This is a genomic window from Roseicyclus persicicus, from assembly GCF_012395815.1.
GTDB classification, from domain to species: domain Bacteria; phylum Pseudomonadota; class Alphaproteobacteria; order Rhodobacterales; family Rhodobacteraceae; genus Roseicyclus; species Roseicyclus persicicus.
The window spans coordinates 623,523-639,788 of the sequence record NZ_JAAZQQ010000002.1 but is presented as its reverse complement, the minus strand read 5'-3'; the positions used below and the strand labels follow the sequence as shown (position 1 = coordinate 639,788).

Genomic DNA, 16,266 nt, shown 5'->3' with positions numbered 1-16,266 from the left:
GCGTGGGGGTGAGCCTCGCCCGCCGCCGATCTGAGCGGGGTCAGGCGGAAATCGGGCCTCTATATTAAGGAAAGCCGAATGTAAGGCGGCCTAAGTTAAGGAAAACCGCATAGTGGGGGCGTTTGCCCCCAGGAGTCGCACTGAAATTGTGAAATACCGCGCTCAGCGCCCCCCGCGGAGCGGTGCTGCGGCGCAGAAGGACCCGGAGCCAAAGACGGGCGGCGCCCCTCGCAAAAACCAGCACAGATTAGGCAGGCAGCGGCCGCCAGCTGCTGGACGCGGACGCCATCCGTGTTTGCGGGTCACGCACGGAAACGCTGGCGAAACTCGCTCGGCGTGAGGCCCACGACGCGATGGAACACCTTCCGGAACGCCGCCGGGTCCTGGTAGCCCACTTCCCAGGCGACGGCATCGACGGTCATCTGGCTGAACTGCAGCAGCTCCCGCGCCCGGTTAGTCCTCAGCCTCTGGGCATAGTCCGTGGAGGTGACTCCTGTGGCCTTCCGGAAGCGCCTCAGGAACGTGCGCGGTTCCAGCCCCGCGTGACCGGCGAGGGCGGCGAGCGGGGCATCGCGCCCCTCGGCGGTCTGCATCCAGTGCTGAACCTTGAGGATCGCTGGGTCGCCGTGGTTCAGCCGGAGCACGAAGGCGTTGTAGAAACGCTGCTCCCGCCCCGGCGGATCGAGCAACAGCACCCTCGACGTCTCCAGCATCACTGTCGAACCAAGGAAACGGTCGACCAGATGCAGGCCCAAGTCCGCCCAGGACATGAGGCCGCCGGCTGTGACGATGTCGCCATCATCGACGATCAGCCGGTCCGGGTCGAGGCTGAGACGGGGATACCGCTCGCCCATCGCGGCAGCGTAGGCCCAGTGGGTCGTCGCCCGACGCCCGTCCAGAAGCCCGGTTTCGGCGAGCAGGAACGCCCCCACGCAAACCGAGGCGAGGACGCAGCCCGCGGCATGGTGACTTCTGAGCCAGTCCGTGAGGCCCGGGACAGCCCCCGGTGCCGGCACGCCCCCGAGCGAGGGCGGCAGGATGACGACATCCAGGCGCGCGGTGTCCGGGCCAGGATCCGGCCAACCGTCCGCGTCGCAGGATTGCGGGCGTACCTCCAGCAAGGGCACGGCGACGTCGCGCCCCGAGGCGACGTGATTGGCGACACCGAACAGGTCGGCAAGGCCCAAGGCCGCCGACAGCTGCACGCCCGGGTAATGTACGATGCCGATCCTGACCCGTTCCATGCCGGAGCCCGCCCATGTCGTTATCGCCCCGGACTATGTCGACAGCGCCAATGGCGGCGCAAGCACTTCCACGCGATACCCGCCCTCGAAACGCCGCAAGCCCTCCCAGCATGCGGGCGGCGTCCCGCCGCCCCAGGGCCTACACAGGACGAAAGGACCAAGACATGACATCCCGAAGGACCTTCATCTCCATGGCCGGGGGGTTGCCCGCCCTGTCGACCCTCGCCACGGGCAGCACCGCGCAAGCCGACGCCGCCACCGGCACCGCCGTCACCCAGATCCGCAATGCGACCCTGCACGTGGACTATGCCGGGGTCCGCTTCCTCATCGACCCGATGCTGTCGGAGCGCGGCGCCTTTCCCGGTTTTCCCGGCACGCCGAACAGCGAGCTGCGCAACCCGCTGGTGCACCTGCCGTTCCCGGTCGAAGAGATCACCCGCGCTAATGCCGTCATCCTGACCCATCTCCACCCCGATCACTGGGACGAAGCCGCCAGCGCGGCCCTGCCGAAGACGATCCCGGTTTTCACCCAGAACGACGCGGATGCCGCGGTCGTTCGTGCCGCGGGATTTAAGGCGGTTGAGGTGTTGGGGGCAGAAACCCGGTTTGCCAGCGTGACGCTGACGCGCACAGGCGGGGCCCATGCCGCACCCGAAATCCTCGCCGTGGCGGGCGAGATGCTGGGGGAGGTCAGCGGCGTGGTTTTCCTGCATCCCGCAGCGCCCACGGTCTACCTTGCGGGCGACACGGTCTGGAACGAGACGGTTCGCGACGCGCTGGCGACCCACCAGCCGGAGGTCGTGATCCTGAACGCCGGCTACGCCCAGATCACCGGCCTCGGCCCGATCCTGATGGGTGCGGAGGATGTCCGCTCAGTCGCCGAAGCCGCCCCCGACGCTACCCTGATCGCCACCCATATCGAGGCGATCAACCACTGCATCCTGACCCGCGCTGAGCTGCGCGCCTTCGCCGCCGACGCCGGATTCGGCGACCGGCTGCGAGTCCCCGGGGATGGCGAGACCATCCGGCTCTGAACGCGACCCGTGTCTCTCGGACATCCGCCGTGGGGCATTGCTCAGTGGACCTCGGGCGCCGGGCAGGCATAGGTGACCCCGGGGCTGCTCCGGCGCGCGTCGTTCACGGGCGCCGCCCGGGGGCGAGACATTTGGAACCTCCGCCCCAGATAGCCCACCGGGAAAGGAATCCGGGGACCGGCCAGCGGCGGGATCCCGTGAGCGACAGGGAGATGCACATGCGGTTCTGGACGGCGATCGGCCTGATCACGGTGCTGTCAGCCACGGGCCTGACCTACGAGATCGCCGCGGGCCGGGTGCTGGCGCCGTTCTTCGGCACGTCGCTGCTGACCTGGACCACCGTGATCGCCACCGTGCTGGCCGGCTTCTCGCTCGGCAACGCCATCGGCGGCCTCCTGGCAGAGCGCGAGCGCCGCGCCGCCCTGCGCGGCGTGCGCGCCGCGCTCATCGCGACCGCGGTGCTGGCGGCGCTGTCGCCCCTCGTCCTTGGCCTCCTCTACAGCTGGGGCGCGCGGGGCACGGGGGGAATGCTGCTCAGCGTGATCCTCGCCTTCTTCCCGGCCTCCGTCCTGATCAGCGCGCCCTCGCCACTGCTGGCCAAGCTCGCGGTCGAGGCCCGGCCCGGCCGGGAGGGATCCTCGCTCGGCCTCGTGCTTGCGGCGGGCTCGCTCGGCGCCATCTTCGGCGCGGTGCTGGCCGGCTTCGTGGCGCTGCCGCTCGCCGGGTCGGCGGCGACCTTCGCGGGCTGCGCCGTGGCTGCGCTCCTCTGCGTGCCGTTCCTGCGCGGCGACCGGGACGGCGGCGGCGACGGGCGCAAGGCTGGGCAGGATGGCGAGTCGCTGGCGGTGCTGGTTCCCGTCGGCCTCCTCGTCGCCGCGAGCCTCGCCATCGGGCCGGTCTGCCGCTACGAATCCGGGCTCTCCTGCATCGATGTCGTCCAGCGCGGCGGCGCCGTCTACCTCTATGCCGACCGGACCTCGCAGGCCGCGGAGCGGAGCGCCCCGGCCGCCACGGCGGACCCCGAGGCCAGCGCCCTCGTCCTGCCCTACACGCAATGGCTCTGGGCGCGCATGGACCGCGACCTCGGCCCCGCGCCGGCGGTGCTGTTCATCGGGGGCGGCGGCTACACCCTTCCGACCCAGCTCCTGACCGCGCGCCCGGACGCCAGCGCCATCGCGGTGGAAATCGACCCGCTGGTGACGGAAGTGGTGCGGCGCCACCTGCCCTGGGCGGGCGAGATCCTTGCGCGGGCGGGCTACGATGCCGCCGCGGGGCCGCAGGGGGACGGGCGGCTCGGGATCGTGCACGAGGATGGCCGCGTCTACCTCAACGAGACCGACCGGCGTTTCGACGCCGCGGTGATGGACGCCTTCTCGTCGGGGTCGGTGCCCGCCCACCTCGTGACGCGGGAGACCTACGAACGCCTGCGGGAGATCGTGACTGGCCCGGTCTACGTGAACCTCATCGACACGCCCGACGGGTCGCTCGCCCGCGGAACCCATGCGATCCTCAGCGGCCTCTACCCGCACGTCACGGCAGTTCGGGGTCCGACCGGACCGCGCGGCCTCGGCAACATCGTACTGGCGGCCTCCGACAGGCCGCTCGGGCCGCTGGATCTGCTTCCGGACGGCTACGCGGAGACCCGGATCTCGCCGGGCCGCGCCTTCACCGACGACCGTGGGTGGGTCGGGCACCGCTGAGCACCTGTCCGGGAGGCGGACGTGTCCGAGGTATCTGGAGAGCGACTATCCCAGGCAGACCCAGGCGGTCCTCGACCCGTTGCCTGGCGCGGGACTTCGGAGGGAAGGGCCGCTGCCGATCCATCTGCTCGGGTGCGGGCCTGACATGCCCCCTCGTCGCGGGAGCCTGCATCGCGCAGCCGAGGCGGCCTCAAGCGTGTTTCGGGTCCTGACCGCAAGGCGACAGCGGTCCCAATTCCGTAATCGCCATTGAGCCGCTAGCCGGAAATGCCCGCCGGGCGGCGCTCAGACAAGCGTCGCCTCGGTCGCGGCGCGGAGCTCGTCCTCGGTCACGCCGTCGGCGAGTTCCAGGAGCTTCAGGCCACCCTCGACCACCTCCAGCACGCCGAGGTTGGTGATGATCAGGTCCACCACCCCCGTGCCCGTCAGCGGCAGGGTGCACTCTTTCAGCACCTTCGACTCGCCGTGCTTGTTGGTGTGGTCCATCACCACCACCACGCGACCGACTCCCGCCACCAGGTCCATCGCCCCGCCCATGCCCTTCACCAGCTTGCCGGGGATCATCCAGTTGGCGAGGTCGCCCTTCTCGCTGACCTCCATCGCGCCCAGGATCGCCATCGCGATCTTGCCGCCCCGGATCATGCCGAAGCTGGTCGCGCTGTCGAAATAGGCGGTGTGGGGCAGCTCGGTGATGGTCTGCTTGCCGGCATTGATGAGGTCGGGGTCTTCCTCGCCCTCGTAGGGAAAGGGGCCCATGCCGAGCATCCCGTTCTCCGACTGCAGCGTCACGGTCATGCCGTCGGGGATGTAGTTCGACACCAGCGTCGGGATGCCGATGCCGAGGTTCACGTACATGCCGTCGCGCAGCTCCTGCGCGGCGCGGGCGGCCATCTGGTTGCGGTCCCAGGCCATCAGGCGGTCTCCCTCTTGCGCGTCGCCCCATCGGGGCGCGGTCTCGTCGTGCGTTGCTCGATCCGCTTCTCGTGCTCGCCCTGGATCAGGCGGTGCACGTAGATGCCCGGCAGGTGGATGGTGTCGGGGTCGAGGCTGCCGGTCGGGACGATCTCCTCCACCTCCATGATGCAGACCTTGCCGCACATGGCCGCCGGCGGGTTGAAGTTGCGGGCAGTCTTGCGGAACACCGCGTTGCCGGTCTCGTCGGCCTTCCACGCCTTGACGATGGACAGGTCGGCGAAGATGCCCCGCTCGAGGATGTAGGTCTGCCCGTCGAAGTCCTTGTGCTCCTTGCCCTCGGCGATGACGGTGCCGACGCCGGTCTTGGTGTAGAAGCCGGGGATGCCCGCGCCGCCCGCGCGCATGCGCTCGGCCAGCGTGCCCTGCGGGTTGAACTCCAGCTCCAGCTCTCCGCTGAGGTACTGGCGCATGAACTCGGCGTTTTCGCCGACGTAGGACGACATCATCTTCCTGACCTGCCGCGTGGCTAGGAGCTTGCCAAGGCCGAAGCCGTCGATGCCGGCATTGTTCGAGGCGACCGTCAGGTCCTTGACGCCCGACTCCACGATGCCGTCGATCAAGAGCTCGGGGATGCCGCAGAGGCCGAAGCCCCCCGACGCGATCAGCATGCCGTCGAACAGGACGCCCTCCAGCGCCTCTTTCGCCGAGCCGTAGACCTTCTTCATGCCGCCACCTCACCGGCCGATGCGGGCATGCGGAGCCCGAGGATCTCGCGCGCCTGTTGCCAGGTGGCGACGGGGCGGCCGTAGGTCTCGCATATCTCGGCGGCGCGGCGCACGAGGGCGGCGTTCGACGGTGCAAGCCTCTCGCGGTCGAGCCGGACATTGTCCTCCAGCCCCGTACGCGCGTGCCCACCCGCGGAAATCGCCCAGTCGTTCAGCGTCAGCTGGGTCGGACCGATCCCCGCCGCGCACCAGGGCGCGTCTTCCCCGAACAGGCGCCGGACGGTGCGGACGTAGTAGTCGAACACGTCGCGGTCGGCGGGCATGGAATTCTTCACACCCATCACGAACTGCACATAGGGCGTGCCCTTGAGCTGGCCGCGGTCGGCCATCTCGCGCGCCTTGAGGATGTGGCCGAGGTCGAAGGCTTCGATCTCGGGCTTCACATCGTAGGTCAGCATCTCGGCGGCGAGCCAATCGACCAGCTCCGGCGGGTTCTCGTAGACCCGCGTGGGGAAGTTGTTGGAGCCGACCGACAGCGACGCCATGTCGGGCCGCAAGGGCAGCATCGCCCCGCGCGCCTGCCCGGCCCCCGAGCGCCCGCCGGTCGAAAACTGGATGATCATGCCGGGGCAGTGCTTTTCCAGCCCCTCCTTCAGCCGTGCGAATTTCTCGGGGTCCGAGGACGGGGTCTGGTCGTCGTTGCGCACATGGACGTGGACGATGGTGGCGCCCGCCTCGAAGGCCTCGTGGGTCGACTCGATCTGTTCCGACACGCTGATCGGCACGGCGGGGTTGTTCGCCTTGGTCGGCAGCGAGCCGGTGATGGCGACGCAGATGATGCAGGGTTTGGTCATCGGAATGTCCTGTCAGGCGGCATCGGCGCGGGGCATCGGCATCCGGGCCAGCGCGTCGAGGAAGAAGGGGCGGAACCCCTCGGGGTGTTCGCTCATCGGGAAATGGCCCAGCTCCTCCATCACCGCGAGGGTCGCGCCGGGGATGGCGGCGGCGGTGCGGCGGGCGTCCTCGGGCGTGCAGGTCAGGTCATAGGCGCCGACGAGCAGGTGGACGGGCGTTCTGGCGGTGTCGATCCGGCCAAGCCGCCCGATCAGGCTGTCGTCCCTGGTGTAGAAGCTGAGGTCGCCCCGGAACACGCCCGGCCCGCTCTGCATGAACATCCACAGCGTGTTCCAGCGTTCCACTGGCGGCGCATGGGGCGAGATGTTGGCCGAGACCAGCGCCGCGCCCATCTCGCCGCCGTGGGCGTCGGGGCGGTGGAACCAGTCGATGTCGTACCACGCCGGCTGGAAATCCGACGCCTCGATGGCGATGAAGCCGGCGAAACGGTGGCCATGCAGCGCCGCGAGCTGCAGCGCGATGCGCCCGCCCATCGAGCAGCCCGCCAGCACGGGGCGATCGAGGCCCATCGCGTCGATGACGGCCAGCACGGTCTCGATGTAGGCCTCCGTCGTCAGCAGGTAGTCCTGCGTCTCCCAGCCCTCGGGCGGCAGCGACTTGCCGTGCCACGGCATGTCGAAGGCGATCAGGCGGTTGCCGTCGGTGACGGCGGCGTCGTTCATCAGGTGGCGCCATTGCCGCGTGTCGGCACCCGCGGTGTGCAGGCAGAGGACGGGGCGGCCCCGCCCTGCCTCCTCGACATAGATGCGGCGGGGGGCGCCGCCGACGGTGACGGTCAGGTAGCGCCCGGTGATCGGCTCGAAGCTCATGCCGCGCCCTCCTGCCCGGCGCGGGGCAGCGCCATCACCTCCTTGAAGAACCGCAGGTTCCGCACGAGGCACAGGATGTCGCCGTCGATCCGGCCGCGGCCGATCTTCACCAGACCGAAGATGTCGTGGAACCCCGGCTGGGGCCGGGCGCGCCAGAATTCGGCCAGCGCCGCTCCGTCGGTACGGAGCGCGAAGCGCCAGGGCGTCTTGCGGCTCGGGCCCGGGGTGACGGTCGCCAGCCGGCCGCGGTCGAAGCCGAGGTAGATCTCCTCGCCGTCGACCTCGACCAGCACGGTTTCGGAGAACAGCCGCCCCAGCCGCTGCAGGTGGGGCGTGGCGTCCAGGCGGGCCTGGACCATGTGGAAGGTGTCGAGCACCGGGGCCTCCCTCGCGTCGGAATGTCCCCGCCCTGCTGCCATGCCCGCGCCCGAAGCCGCCATGCCGGGGCGGGTATGGGGCGATACCTGCGCGCCCCATTTAATCTCATATCAAGATCATCTTGACTTGATACGGTATGATCCGATACCCTGGCAGGCATGGGAAGGGAGCCCGCATCGGGCGCAGGATGCCGGCAACGGGGGCCCCAGGCCGATCCCGTGACCGGACGCATCCATGCCAGGAGGAGTTTTCAAGCCATGGGCATCGTCAACGCACAGAACATCACCGACGTCGTGGTCGGCAGCCTCGGCAAGCATGGCGAGATCACCGAGCGCGAGCGCGAGATCGCGACCGCGCTGATCCGGCACCTGCACGGCTTCGTGAAGGACGTGAAGCTGCAGCACCACGAGTTCCTCGCCGCCTGCGACTACCTCGCCCGCGCCGGCAAGCTCTGCAACGACAACCGGCAGGAGTTCATCCTGCTCGGCGACATCCTTGGCATCGAGGTGCTGGTCGACATGATGACCAACCCGGTCGAGGGCAACGAGAGCGAGTCGACCGTGCTCGGCCCCTTCTACCGCGAGAACCCGCCGGTCCTGCCCAAGGGCGCCTCGACGATCCAGAAGCACTACGACAACGAGGAAACCGTCTACTTCGAGGGCTATGTCCGCGACGAGGCGGGCCGCGGCATCGCCGGCGTCACGCTGGACGTCTGGGAGGACGCGCCGAACGGCATCTACGAGAACCTCGACCCCGACCAGCCGGAATACAACCTGCGCGGCCGCTTCGAGACCGACGAGACCGGCCACTATGCCTTCGTCGCCGTGCGCCCCGTGCCCTACCCGATCCCGGATGACGAGACGGCGGGCGAGCTCCTGCGCTTCATGGGCCACCACCCGAACCGCCCCGGCCACGTCCACTTCATCCTGTCGCGCGAGGGCTACCGGCCGCTGATCAGCCAGATCTACGACGCCGACAGCAAGTGGCTGGACGAGGACAGCGTCTTCGCCGTGAAGGAAAGCCTGATCGGCACCTTCCGTCCGGCGGCCAAGGAGCTCGGCACCGACCTGCACTTCACCTTCGACTTCGTCCTGAAGGCGGCCGCCGCCGAGCGCGCCGTCGCGGCCGAGTGATCGCCCCTTTCTCCCTGAGCCTGGCCCCCGGATTTCCGGGGGCCTTCTTTTTTGTCATGATGCGCCCGCGCGCCAACAGGAGACCGGCATGAACTTCCGTCAGCTGACCTATTTCATCGCCGTCGCCGAGGAGCTGCATTTCGGCCGCGCGGCCGAGCGGCTCGACATGGCGCAGCCGCCCTTGAGCCGCCAGATCAAGCAGCTGGAGGAGGAGCTGGGCGCGGTTCTGTTCAACCGCGGGCGCAGCGCGATCAGCCTCACGCAGGCGGGCGAACGCCTGCTCAAGCGCGGCAAGTCGATCCTCGCGCAGATGGAGGACACGCGGCTGGAGGTGCGGCGCCTGGGCCAGGGGGCCGAGGGGCGGCTCCGGATCGGCTTCGTCGGCTCGGCGACCTTCGGCATCCTGCCCAACATCATCAAGTCGTTCCGGGCGAACTACCCCGAGGTGAACCTGAGCCTGATCCCGATGAACAACGCGCAGCTGCACCGGGCGCTGGTGTCGCGCGAACTGGACGTGGCCTTCGCCCGGCCCGCGCTGCAGGACGCGGAGTTCGTGACGCGCGAGTTGCAGGAGGAAAAGCTGATCCTCGCGCTGCCCGACGTGGTGGACACCGGCGGGCGCACGGTCGCCAGGCTGGAGCGGCTCCAGACCCACAACCTGATCCTCTACCCGGAATACCCGCGCCCGAGCTACGCCGACTTCGTGCTGAACGCCTGCGAGGCGGCGGGGTTCGAGGTGCCGCTGCGGGTCTGGTGCATGGACCTGCAGACGGCGCTGAGCCTTGTGTCGGTCGGCGAAGGCGTCTGCATCGTCCCCGAATCCGTCGCCAACGCGCCGCGCAAGGGCATGAAATTCCTCAAGATCGAGCCCGAGATCGCGCGCACCACCCTGTCAGTCAACTACCGCCTCGACGAACAGGGCGTCCACGTCCAGAACTTCGTCAAGCTAGCGCAGAAGGTCGCCCGCAAGATCCTGTGACGGGCGGCCACGCGGGCCGCCCGCCCTGTCTCAGACCCCGAGCCAGCGGTGCTGTACGGCCTCGTCCGCGCGGATCGCGGCCGGGCTGCCCGACCAGACGACCTGGCCCTTGCTGACCACCACCACGTCGTCGGCGAGCGAGGTCGCGAAGCCGAAATTCTGCTCGACCAGCACCATCGACAGCCCCGCCTGCTTGAGTTCCATCAGCTTGTCATGGATCAGCTTGACGATGATGGGGGCAAGCCCCTCGGTCGGCTCGTCGAGGATCAGGAGGCGCGGGTTCATCAGGAGGCCGCGGGCGATGGCCAGCATCTGCTGCTCGCCGCCCGACAGCTCGGCCCCGCCGTTCCTCATGCGCTCGCCCAGCCGCGGGAAGAGGTCGACCACCCGGTCGAGCGTCCAGTCCGCCCCCTTGCCGCCGAACCGGCGCGCCGCGATCTCGAGGTTCTCGCGCACGGTGAGCGAGGGGAAGATGTCGCGCGTCTCGGGGACGTAGGCGATGCCCGATTGCGCGATGTCGAAGGGCCGGGCGGCGATCGGCCTTCCCTCGAAGGTGATGCTGCCGCCCCGTCGCGGCAGGAGGCCCATGATGGTCTTCAGCGTCGTGGACTTGCCCGCGCCGTTGCGGCCCAGCACGGCCAGCACCCGGCCCTGCTGGGCCTTCAGGCTGAGCCCGTAGAGCACCTGCGTTTCGCCGTAGCCCGACGAGACGGCATCGAGATCAAGCATCTTCCCAGCTCCCCAGATAGATGTCCTTCAGGAGTTTCGAGCCGCGCGCCGCCTCGGGCAGGCCGTCGAAGACGACCTCGCCGTAGTTGAGCACGGTGATCGTGTCGGCCACCGCAAAGGCGAGGTCCATGTCGTGCTCGATGATGAGCAGCGTCAGGTCGCTCGGCAGGTCGTTCAGGAGGTCGTGGAACCCTTTGGACATCTCGGGGCCGACGCCGCTGGTCGGCTCGTCCATCAGGAGGACATGGGGCCGGGTCGCCAGCGCCACGCCGACCTCCAGCTGCCGGCGGACGCCGTAGCTGACCTCGGAGACCTTCGCGTGCAGGTAGGGCACCAGTCGGACCTGCTCGGCCACCTCGGCCACGGTCTCGCGGATCTCGGGGCGGGACAGGCTGTCGGACCAGAGGCGCGTGGCGTGGCCCGTGGGCACCGCGGCGGCGAGCGCGAGGTTTTCCTCGACCGTCAGCCCGTCGAACAGCGTGTTCTTCTGGTAGCTCCGCGACAGGCCGCGCCGCGCGCGCCGGGCGACGGGCAGCGCGGTGACGTCCTCGCCGGCGAGGTGCACCGTGCCGCTGTCGGGCGCAAGCTCCCCCACCAGCAGGTTGAACAGCGTGGTCTTGCCGGCCCCGTTCGGGCCGAGGATCACCCGGCGCTCGCCCCGCTCCAGCCGGAGCGAGACCGACCGGGTGACGTGGATGGCGCCGAAGCTCTTGGTCAGGCTGCGGGTCTCAAGCATCGGAGGTCACCTCCTCGGGCGTGGGGGAACGGGTGGCGTCGGCGAGGCGCCGGTCTAGGCGGGCGCCCCAGCGGGCCTCGGCCCAGCCGAAGATGCCGTTGGCGCGGCTCATCACCACGGCGATCAGGACGATGCCGACGACGAGGTGCCAGTAGGTCGTGACCTCGCCCAGCTGGTGCTTCATCACCACGAAGGCGACCGCGCCGACGAGCGGGCCGACCAGCGTGCCGAGACCGCCGAGGATCACCACCACCAGCGCCTCGCCCGATACGGTCCAGTTCAGGAGGCCGGGCGAGATGAACATGATGTGCTGCGCGGCAAGCACGCCCGCGATGCCGGCGATGATGCCGGACAGGCCGAACACGTCCGCCTTGATGCGCCAGGTGTTCAGGCCCAGCGCCTTCATCCGCTTCTCGTTGTGCATCACGCCGGTCAGGCTGCGGCCGAGGCCGGAGCGCAGGATCGCGGTGGCGAAGAGATACACGGCCCCGAGGACGGCGAGGCAGAACAGCGCGAAGGTCCGGCTGTCGTTGAGGTCGATCCCGATGGCGGTGAGGTCGAAGCGGTCGATCCCGCCCATCCCGTCGTCGCCGCCGAACAGCGGCGACTCGAAGACGTAGGAATAGGCCATCTGCCCGAAGGCGAGCGTCGCCATGATGAAGTAGATGCCGTGGCTCCGGGCGCAGATCGCGCCGATGACCCAGGCCACCGCCGCGGTCAGCGCCACGGCGGCCAGCGCCGCAAGCCAGGGGTCGAGGCCCGCGAGCGTCGCCAGCGCGGCGAAGGCATAAGCGCCCACGCCCATCAGCGCGCCGTGGCAGAGCGAGACCATGCCGCCGAAGCCCGCCACGAGGTCGAGCGCGAGCACCAGCATGCAGAGGATCAGGATCTCGATCAGGATCTCGAGGCCGAAATAGCCGGCGGTGAAGGCCTGCATCAGCGCGGCGAGGGCGAGGATGGCGAGGACCGCGTGGCGAAGGGGGGTGTGACGGAACACGGGCGTTATCCTTTCGCGGGGAACAGGCCCACCGGCTTGATCACGAGGACCGCGGCGAGCAGCGCGTAGATGAGGACCGAGGCGAGCTGCGGCGCGAGGACGGCGCCGAAGGTCTGGACGAAGCCGTAGATCAGCGAGCCCGCGATGGCGCCCTTGAGCGAGCCGAGGCCGCCGATGACGATCACGATCAGCGTCGGGATCAGGATCTGCAGGCCCATGCCGGGCGTGACGCTCAGGAGCGGCGCGGCGACCGCGCCTGCCAGCCCCGCCAGCGCGCAGCCGACGCAGAACACGACGAAGAACAGCCGCTCCACGTTGATGCCGAGGCAGGCCGCCATCGCGTCGTTGTCGACGCCCGCCCGGATCATCGCGCCGATCTGGGTGCGCGCGAGCACCAGCGCCAGCGCGGCGAAGATCGCGGCACCGAGCACGATGATGAACAGCCGGTAGGCCGGGTAGGAGACGCCGAGCAGATCGACCTGCCCCGAGAGGACCGCGGGCATGGACATGGCGAGCGCGAGGTCACCCCAGAGGATGCGGGTGAGATCGAGCAGCGCGAAGATCAGGCCGAAGGTCACCAGCACCTGCGCCATCGGTCCGGATTTTCGCATCCGCCGGATCAGCCCGCCGTAAAGGACGACACCCACCAGCGCGACGCCGAGGGGCGCGAGCAGGATCGCCGCCCAGAACCCGGCGGTGCCCGCCAGCGTGGCCGCGATGTAGGCCCCGAGCGCGTAGAGCGCGCCGTGGGCGAGGTTCACGAAGTGCATCAGCCCGAAGATGACCGTCAGGCCGATGGAGAGCAGGAAGAGGAGCATGGACAGCTGCAGCGCGTTCAGCGTCTGCAAGGTCCAGAACGACAGGTCTTGGGTCATGGGACCACCTCGCGCCAGCTTGGGAAAAGGGCCGCCCGGCGGGTCGGGCGGCCCCGGTCGGGCTCAGTTCGTGGGCAGCGACGGCATCACGCAGCCGTTCACCGGGTCGGCCTCGGCGGGCAGCGCGGCCAGCACCTCCTGGGTCATGCCTTCGGGCCCCGTCACGGTCTCGTAGACGTAGATCGGCTGCACGATGTTGTTGGTCGCCGGGTCGATCGCCAGCGCGCCGCGCGGGCCGGTGAAGCTGACCTGCCGCAGCGCAGCACCCAGCGTCTCGCGGTCGCGCGCGCCTGTGGCCAGCGCCTCGGTCAGCGCGCGGGCGGCGTCGTAGCCCTGCACGGCGTATTCCGAGGGCAGGCGCCCGTTCGCCGCCGCGAAGGCCGCAACGAAAGCGGCGTTCTCGGGGTTGTCGAGGGTCGGCACGTAGTGCAGCGCGGTGATCACGCCCTCGGCCGACGCGCCCTGCGCGTTCACGTAGAGCTGCGAGGTCAGGAAGCCCGAGCCGTAGAGCGGCAGGTCCTCGGCGGCGCCGAAGCTCGCGTACTGGTTCACGAAGGAGATCGCCTCGCCGCCCGCGTAGAACACGAAGAGCGCGTCCGCGCCGGAGGCCTGGGCCTGCGCGATGTAGGGGCCGAAATCCTGTGTCTGCTGGAACGGCGTGAAGTCGCTGCCGAGGATGGTGCCGCCCGCCTCGGTGAAGGCGCCGGCGAAGCCCTCGATCATCTGGCGACCGGCGGCGTAGTCAGGGGCGAGGGTGTAGACCGTCTCGATCCCCTGCTCGGCCATCCAGCGGCCCATCGGCCGGTTCACCTGCCCGTTCGAGAACGAGACGCGGGTGATCCAGGGGCTGCAGTCCTCGCCCGTCGCCGCGTCGTTGCCGGCATTCGCCACGATCAGCGGCACGCCCGCGCCGTCGACCAGGTCGCGCACGGCGCCGAGCACGCCCGAGGAGACGATGCCGACGATTGCATCCACGTCATCCTGCAGGATCAGCTTGCGGGTGCGGGCGAGGCCCGTGGCGGGCGTCACCTCGGTATCCTCGCGGTGCAGGATGATCTCGACATCAAGGTCATTGCCGTAGGTCTCGAGGCCGAGGGCAAAGCCCGCCTCGATCTCGTTGCCGAGCGAGGCATAGACGCCCGAGAAGGGCAGCAGGATGCCGATGTCGACGGTATCGGCAGCGGCAGGCAAAGCAAGGGTGGTGGCGGCCGCGAGGGTCGCCATAGTAGCGCGTTTCATTGTGGGATTTCCTCCGGTTAAGTGTCTGGTCGGCCCCTCCTCCGGGCCTAGCCGAGATCGCCCCCGCCCACCGGCAGCGTGACGCCGGTGATGTAGGAGGCCTCGTCCGACGCCAGGAACAGGATCGGGCCTGCCTGCTCGTCGAGCGTTCCGTAACGTTTCATGAACGACGACCCGATGGTCTGGTCGACGATGGTGCGGTACCAGTCCTCGCGCTGTTCCTCGGCCGCGTTGGGGTTGCGCGGCGTGAGGCGCGGGGGGGCCTCGGTGCCGCCGGGGGCCGTGGCGACGACGCGGATACCGCGCTCGGCGACCTCCCAGGCGAGGCTCGCGGTGATCGCGTTCACGCCGCCCTTGGCCGCGGCATAGGGCACGCGGTTCAGGCCACGGGTGGCGATGGACGAGACGTTGACGATCACGCCCTGCCCGCGCGGCAGCATGTGGTCGAGCGCGGCGCGGCAGCAGTAGAGCGTGGGGAACAGCGACCGGCGCACCTCGGCGTCGATCTGGGGCGGCTCGTAATGCTCGAAGGGCTTGGCCCAGATCGTGCCGCCCACGTTGTTGACGAGGATGTCGATGCGCCCCCAGTGGCGGACCGCCTCGGCCATCGCGGCGGCGCAGCCCTCCCAGGTCTCGAGGTCGGCGCCAAAGGCTTCGGCCACGCCGCCCGCCGCGCGGATGGCGGCCACCACCTCGTCGCGATGCGCCGAGCGGTCGACGACCAGCACGGCCGCGCCCTCGGCGGCGGCGCGTTCGGCGACGCGGCGGCCGATGCCTTGGGCCGCGCCGGTGACGACCATCACCTTGTCTGCGAAACGCGGGCTCATGCGGCGGCGGCCTCCGCCTCGGTCGGGTTAAACTTCTCGTAGAAGAAGTTGGCGGGCTCGACGCCGAGCGTGCCGAAATGCGCGCGCACGGCATCGACCATCGGCGGCGGGCCGCAGAGGTAGACATCGACATCGCCGCCCCGGAGGTCGTCGGCGGACAGATGGTTGGTGACGAAGCCCTTGCGCGGGTGGTCGTCCTCGGCAGCGGCGAGGATCGTGATGACCTCGACCCCGCCGATCCGGTCGGCGAGCGCCTGCACCCGGTCAAGCTCCACCAGGTCGGCGGCGCGGGTGACGGCATAGTAGAGCGTCACGGGTTGATCGCAGCCCTGTGCGGCCAGGCTCTCCAGCATCGACAGGAAGGGCGCAAGGCCGGTGCCGCCCGCCAGCCACAGCTGCGGCCGCGTCACGGGGCGCAGGTAGAAGGCGCCCATCGGCCCGGTCAGGGTGACGGCATCGCCGGGCCGGGCGCGGTCGGACAGGTAGCCGCTCATCGTGCCGCCGGGCAGGTTGCGGATGAGGAACGTCGCCTCGTCCCGGCCGGGCGCGGAGGAGAAGGAATAGGACCGGTGCGCGCCGGTGCCCGGCACGGTGACGTTGACATACTGGCCGGGCAGGAAGCCCATGGGGCGCGCGAGTTTCACCCGCAGCCCGAAGGAGGTATCGGACAGCCGGTCGACCCCCAGCACCTCGCCCGCCACCGCCTCGGGCGCGGTCTTGCAGACGGCGGAGGAGGCCGGCACGCGGACAACACAGTCGCTCTGCGGGATCATCTGGCAGGTCAGGACGTAGCCCTGCTCGGCCTCGTCCTCGGTCATCGCCTCGTCCATGTAGAATTCCAGCTCGTACCTGCCCTTCTCGGCGAAGCACTTGCAGGTGCCGCAGACCCCGTCGCGGCAATCCATCGGCAGGTTGATCTTCTGGCGGAAGGCGGCCTCGGTCACCTTCTCGTCGTCGTCGCAGGCGATGACGCGGGTGACGCCATCCTCGAAGTTGAGCGCGATGCTGTAGGTCGTCATGGCCAAGCTCCT

17 protein-coding genes are annotated in these 16,266 nt (G+C 69.5%); 4 read left to right on the top strand and 13 right to left on the bottom strand.

All coding sequences use genetic code 11. The features are described 5' to 3' along the window. Positions 1 to 302: 302 nt before the first annotated feature. Positions 303 to 1,244 (bottom strand): GlxA family transcriptional regulator, encoded by a 942-nt coding sequence (locus tag HCU73_RS08475; protein WP_168622982.1) that lies wholly within the window; start codon positions 1,242 to 1,244, stop codon positions 303 to 305. 164 nt (positions 1,245 to 1,408) lie between these two features. Between HCU73_RS08475 and HCU73_RS08470 the strand changes: the two genes are divergently transcribed. Next, positions 1,409 to 2,278, top strand: a complete 870-nt coding sequence (locus HCU73_RS08470) for an MBL fold metallo-hydrolase (RefSeq protein ID WP_239025483.1) — start codon at positions 1,409 to 1,411, stop codon at positions 2,276 to 2,278. Between the two features lie 218 nt (positions 2,279 to 2,496). Then, complete coding sequence (locus tag HCU73_RS08465) at positions 2,497 to 3,978, top strand: fused MFS/spermidine synthase (RefSeq protein WP_168622981.1); 1,482 nt, start codon at positions 2,497 to 2,499, stop codon at positions 3,976 to 3,978. Between the two features lie 285 nt (positions 3,979 to 4,263). Here HCU73_RS08465 and HCU73_RS08460 read toward each other — a convergent pair whose 3' ends face one another. The 5 genes from HCU73_RS08460 to HCU73_RS08440 are packed head-to-tail and all read right to left on the bottom strand — an operon-like array spanning position 4,264 to position 7,701. Continuing rightward, a complete protein-coding gene (locus HCU73_RS08460) occupies positions 4,264 to 4,890 on the bottom strand; it encodes a CoA transferase subunit B (protein ID WP_168622980.1) in 627 nt (208 codons plus the stop codon). Continuing rightward, on the bottom strand, positions 4,890 to 5,618 hold the full coding sequence (locus tag HCU73_RS08455; protein WP_168622979.1) for a CoA transferase subunit A: 729 nt from the start codon (positions 5,616 to 5,618) through the stop codon (positions 4,890 to 4,892). Before HCU73_RS08455 ends, HCU73_RS08460 begins: the two co-directional genes overlap by 1 nt. Next, positions 5,615 to 6,472: a 3-oxoadipate:acetyl-CoA acetyltransferase gene (locus tag HCU73_RS08450; RefSeq protein ID WP_168622978.1), complete on the bottom strand. Its 858-nt coding sequence runs from the start codon at positions 6,470 to 6,472 to the stop codon at positions 5,615 to 5,617. Before HCU73_RS08450 ends, HCU73_RS08455 begins: the two co-directional genes overlap by 4 nt. Positions 6,473 to 6,484: 12 nt before the next feature. Further along, on the bottom strand, positions 6,485 to 7,342 hold the full coding sequence (locus HCU73_RS08445; RefSeq protein WP_168622977.1) for an alpha/beta fold hydrolase: 858 nt from the start codon (positions 7,340 to 7,342) through the stop codon (positions 6,485 to 6,487). Continuing rightward, on the bottom strand, positions 7,339 to 7,701 hold the full coding sequence (locus HCU73_RS08440) for a hypothetical protein (protein WP_168623259.1): 363 nt from the start codon (positions 7,699 to 7,701) through the stop codon (positions 7,339 to 7,341). Before HCU73_RS08440 ends, HCU73_RS08445 begins: the two co-directional genes overlap by 4 nt. Positions 7,702 to 7,977: 276 nt before the next feature. On the opposite strand from HCU73_RS08440, the gene HCU73_RS08435 reads away from it, so the two are divergent. Both HCU73_RS08435 and HCU73_RS08430 read left to right on the top strand, forming a co-directional pair. Further along, a complete protein-coding gene (locus HCU73_RS08435) occupies positions 7,978 to 8,853 on the top strand; it encodes a dioxygenase family protein (protein WP_168622976.1) in 876 nt (291 codons plus the stop codon). 88 nt (positions 8,854 to 8,941) lie between these two features. Beyond that, entirely contained in the window at positions 8,942 to 9,832 is an 891-nt protein-coding gene (locus HCU73_RS08430) for a LysR family transcriptional regulator (protein ID WP_168622975.1), read from the top strand. Positions 9,833 to 9,862: 30 nt separating this feature from the next. Here HCU73_RS08430 and HCU73_RS08425 read toward each other — a convergent pair whose 3' ends face one another. From HCU73_RS08425 to benC, 7 genes are all read right to left on the bottom strand, one after another. Then, positions 9,863 to 10,561, bottom strand: a complete 699-nt coding sequence (locus HCU73_RS08425; protein ID WP_168622974.1) for an ABC transporter ATP-binding protein — start codon at positions 10,559 to 10,561, stop codon at positions 9,863 to 9,865. Beyond that, the gene (locus HCU73_RS08420; RefSeq protein ID WP_168622973.1) at positions 10,554 to 11,297 is read right to left on the bottom strand and encodes an ABC transporter ATP-binding protein; all 744 of its coding nucleotides are present in this window, start codon (positions 11,295 to 11,297) and stop codon (positions 10,554 to 10,556) included. Before HCU73_RS08420 ends, HCU73_RS08425 begins: the two co-directional genes overlap by 8 nt. Then, the gene (locus HCU73_RS08415; protein ID WP_168622972.1) at positions 11,290 to 12,294 is read right to left on the bottom strand and encodes an ABC transporter permease subunit; all 1,005 of its coding nucleotides are present in this window, start codon (positions 12,292 to 12,294) and stop codon (positions 11,290 to 11,292) included. The genes HCU73_RS08420 and HCU73_RS08415 overlap by 8 nt, the downstream gene beginning before the upstream one ends. Positions 12,295 to 12,299: 5 nt before the next feature. After that, complete coding sequence (locus tag HCU73_RS08410) at positions 12,300 to 13,169, bottom strand: branched-chain amino acid ABC transporter permease (protein ID WP_168622971.1); 870 nt, start codon at positions 13,167 to 13,169, stop codon at positions 12,300 to 12,302. A 63-nt stretch (positions 13,170 to 13,232) separates the two neighbouring features. Beyond that, the gene (locus HCU73_RS08405; protein ID WP_239025482.1) at positions 13,233 to 14,393 is read right to left on the bottom strand and encodes an ABC transporter substrate-binding protein; all 1,161 of its coding nucleotides are present in this window, start codon (positions 14,391 to 14,393) and stop codon (positions 13,233 to 13,235) included. A gap of 62 nt (positions 14,394 to 14,455) precedes the next feature. Continuing rightward, positions 14,456 to 15,235: a benzoate diol dehydrogenase BenD gene (gene benD / locus HCU73_RS08400; RefSeq protein ID WP_168622969.1), complete on the bottom strand. Its 780-nt coding sequence runs from the start codon at positions 15,233 to 15,235 to the stop codon at positions 14,456 to 14,458. Further along, a complete protein-coding gene (gene benC, locus HCU73_RS08395; protein WP_168622968.1) occupies positions 15,232 to 16,254 on the bottom strand; it encodes a benzoate 1,2-dioxygenase electron transfer component BenC in 1,023 nt (340 codons plus the stop codon). Before benC ends, benD begins: the two co-directional genes overlap by 4 nt. Between the last annotated feature and the right edge of the window lie 12 nt (positions 16,255 to 16,266).

What these genes read in the sequence shown, in the direction of transcription:
- HCU73_RS08475 (WP_168622982.1), bottom strand. Translation starts at nt 1,244, where the DNA reads ATGGAACGGGTCAGGATCGGCATCGTACATTACCCGGGCGTGCAGCTG.
- HCU73_RS08470 (WP_239025483.1), top strand. Translation starts at nt 1,409, where the DNA reads ATGACATCCCGAAGGACCTTCATCTCCATGGCCGGGGGGTTGCCCGCC.
- HCU73_RS08465 (WP_168622981.1), top strand. Translation starts at nt 2,497, where the DNA reads ATGCGGTTCTGGACGGCGATCGGCCTGATCACGGTGCTGTCAGCCACG.
- HCU73_RS08460 (WP_168622980.1), bottom strand. Translation starts at nt 4,890, where the DNA reads ATGGCCTGGGACCGCAACCAGATGGCCGCCCGCGCCGCGCAGGAGCTG.
- HCU73_RS08455 (WP_168622979.1), bottom strand. Translation starts at nt 5,618, where the DNA reads ATGAAGAAGGTCTACGGCTCGGCGAAAGAGGCGCTGGAGGGCGTCCTG.
- HCU73_RS08450 (WP_168622978.1), bottom strand. Translation starts at nt 6,472, where the DNA reads ATGACCAAACCCTGCATCATCTGCGTCGCCATCACCGGCTCGCTGCCG.
- HCU73_RS08445 (WP_168622977.1), bottom strand. Translation starts at nt 7,342, where the DNA reads ATGAGCTTCGAGCCGATCACCGGGCGCTACCTGACCGTCACCGTCGGC.
- HCU73_RS08440 (WP_168623259.1), bottom strand. Translation starts at nt 7,701, where the DNA reads ATGGTCCAGGCCCGCCTGGACGCCACGCCCCACCTGCAGCGGCTGGGG.
- HCU73_RS08435 (WP_168622976.1), top strand. Translation starts at nt 7,978, where the DNA reads ATGGGCATCGTCAACGCACAGAACATCACCGACGTCGTGGTCGGCAGC.
- HCU73_RS08430 (WP_168622975.1), top strand. Translation starts at nt 8,942, where the DNA reads ATGAACTTCCGTCAGCTGACCTATTTCATCGCCGTCGCCGAGGAGCTG.
- HCU73_RS08425 (WP_168622974.1), bottom strand. Translation starts at nt 10,561, where the DNA reads ATGCTTGATCTCGATGCCGTCTCGTCGGGCTACGGCGAAACGCAGGTG.
- HCU73_RS08420 (WP_168622973.1), bottom strand. Translation starts at nt 11,297, where the DNA reads ATGCTTGAGACCCGCAGCCTGACCAAGAGCTTCGGCGCCATCCACGTC.
- HCU73_RS08410 (WP_168622971.1), bottom strand. Translation starts at nt 13,169, where the DNA reads ATGACCCAAGACCTGTCGTTCTGGACCTTGCAGACGCTGAACGCGCTG.
- HCU73_RS08405 (WP_239025482.1), bottom strand. Translation starts at nt 14,393, where the DNA reads ATGGCGACCCTCGCGGCCGCCACCACCCTTGCTTTGCCTGCCGCTGCC.
- benD (WP_168622969.1), bottom strand. Translation starts at nt 15,235, where the DNA reads ATGAGCCCGCGTTTCGCAGACAAGGTGATGGTCGTCACCGGCGCGGCC.
- benC (WP_168622968.1), bottom strand. Translation starts at nt 16,254, where the DNA reads ATGACGACCTACAGCATCGCGCTCAACTTCGAGGATGGCGTCACCCGC.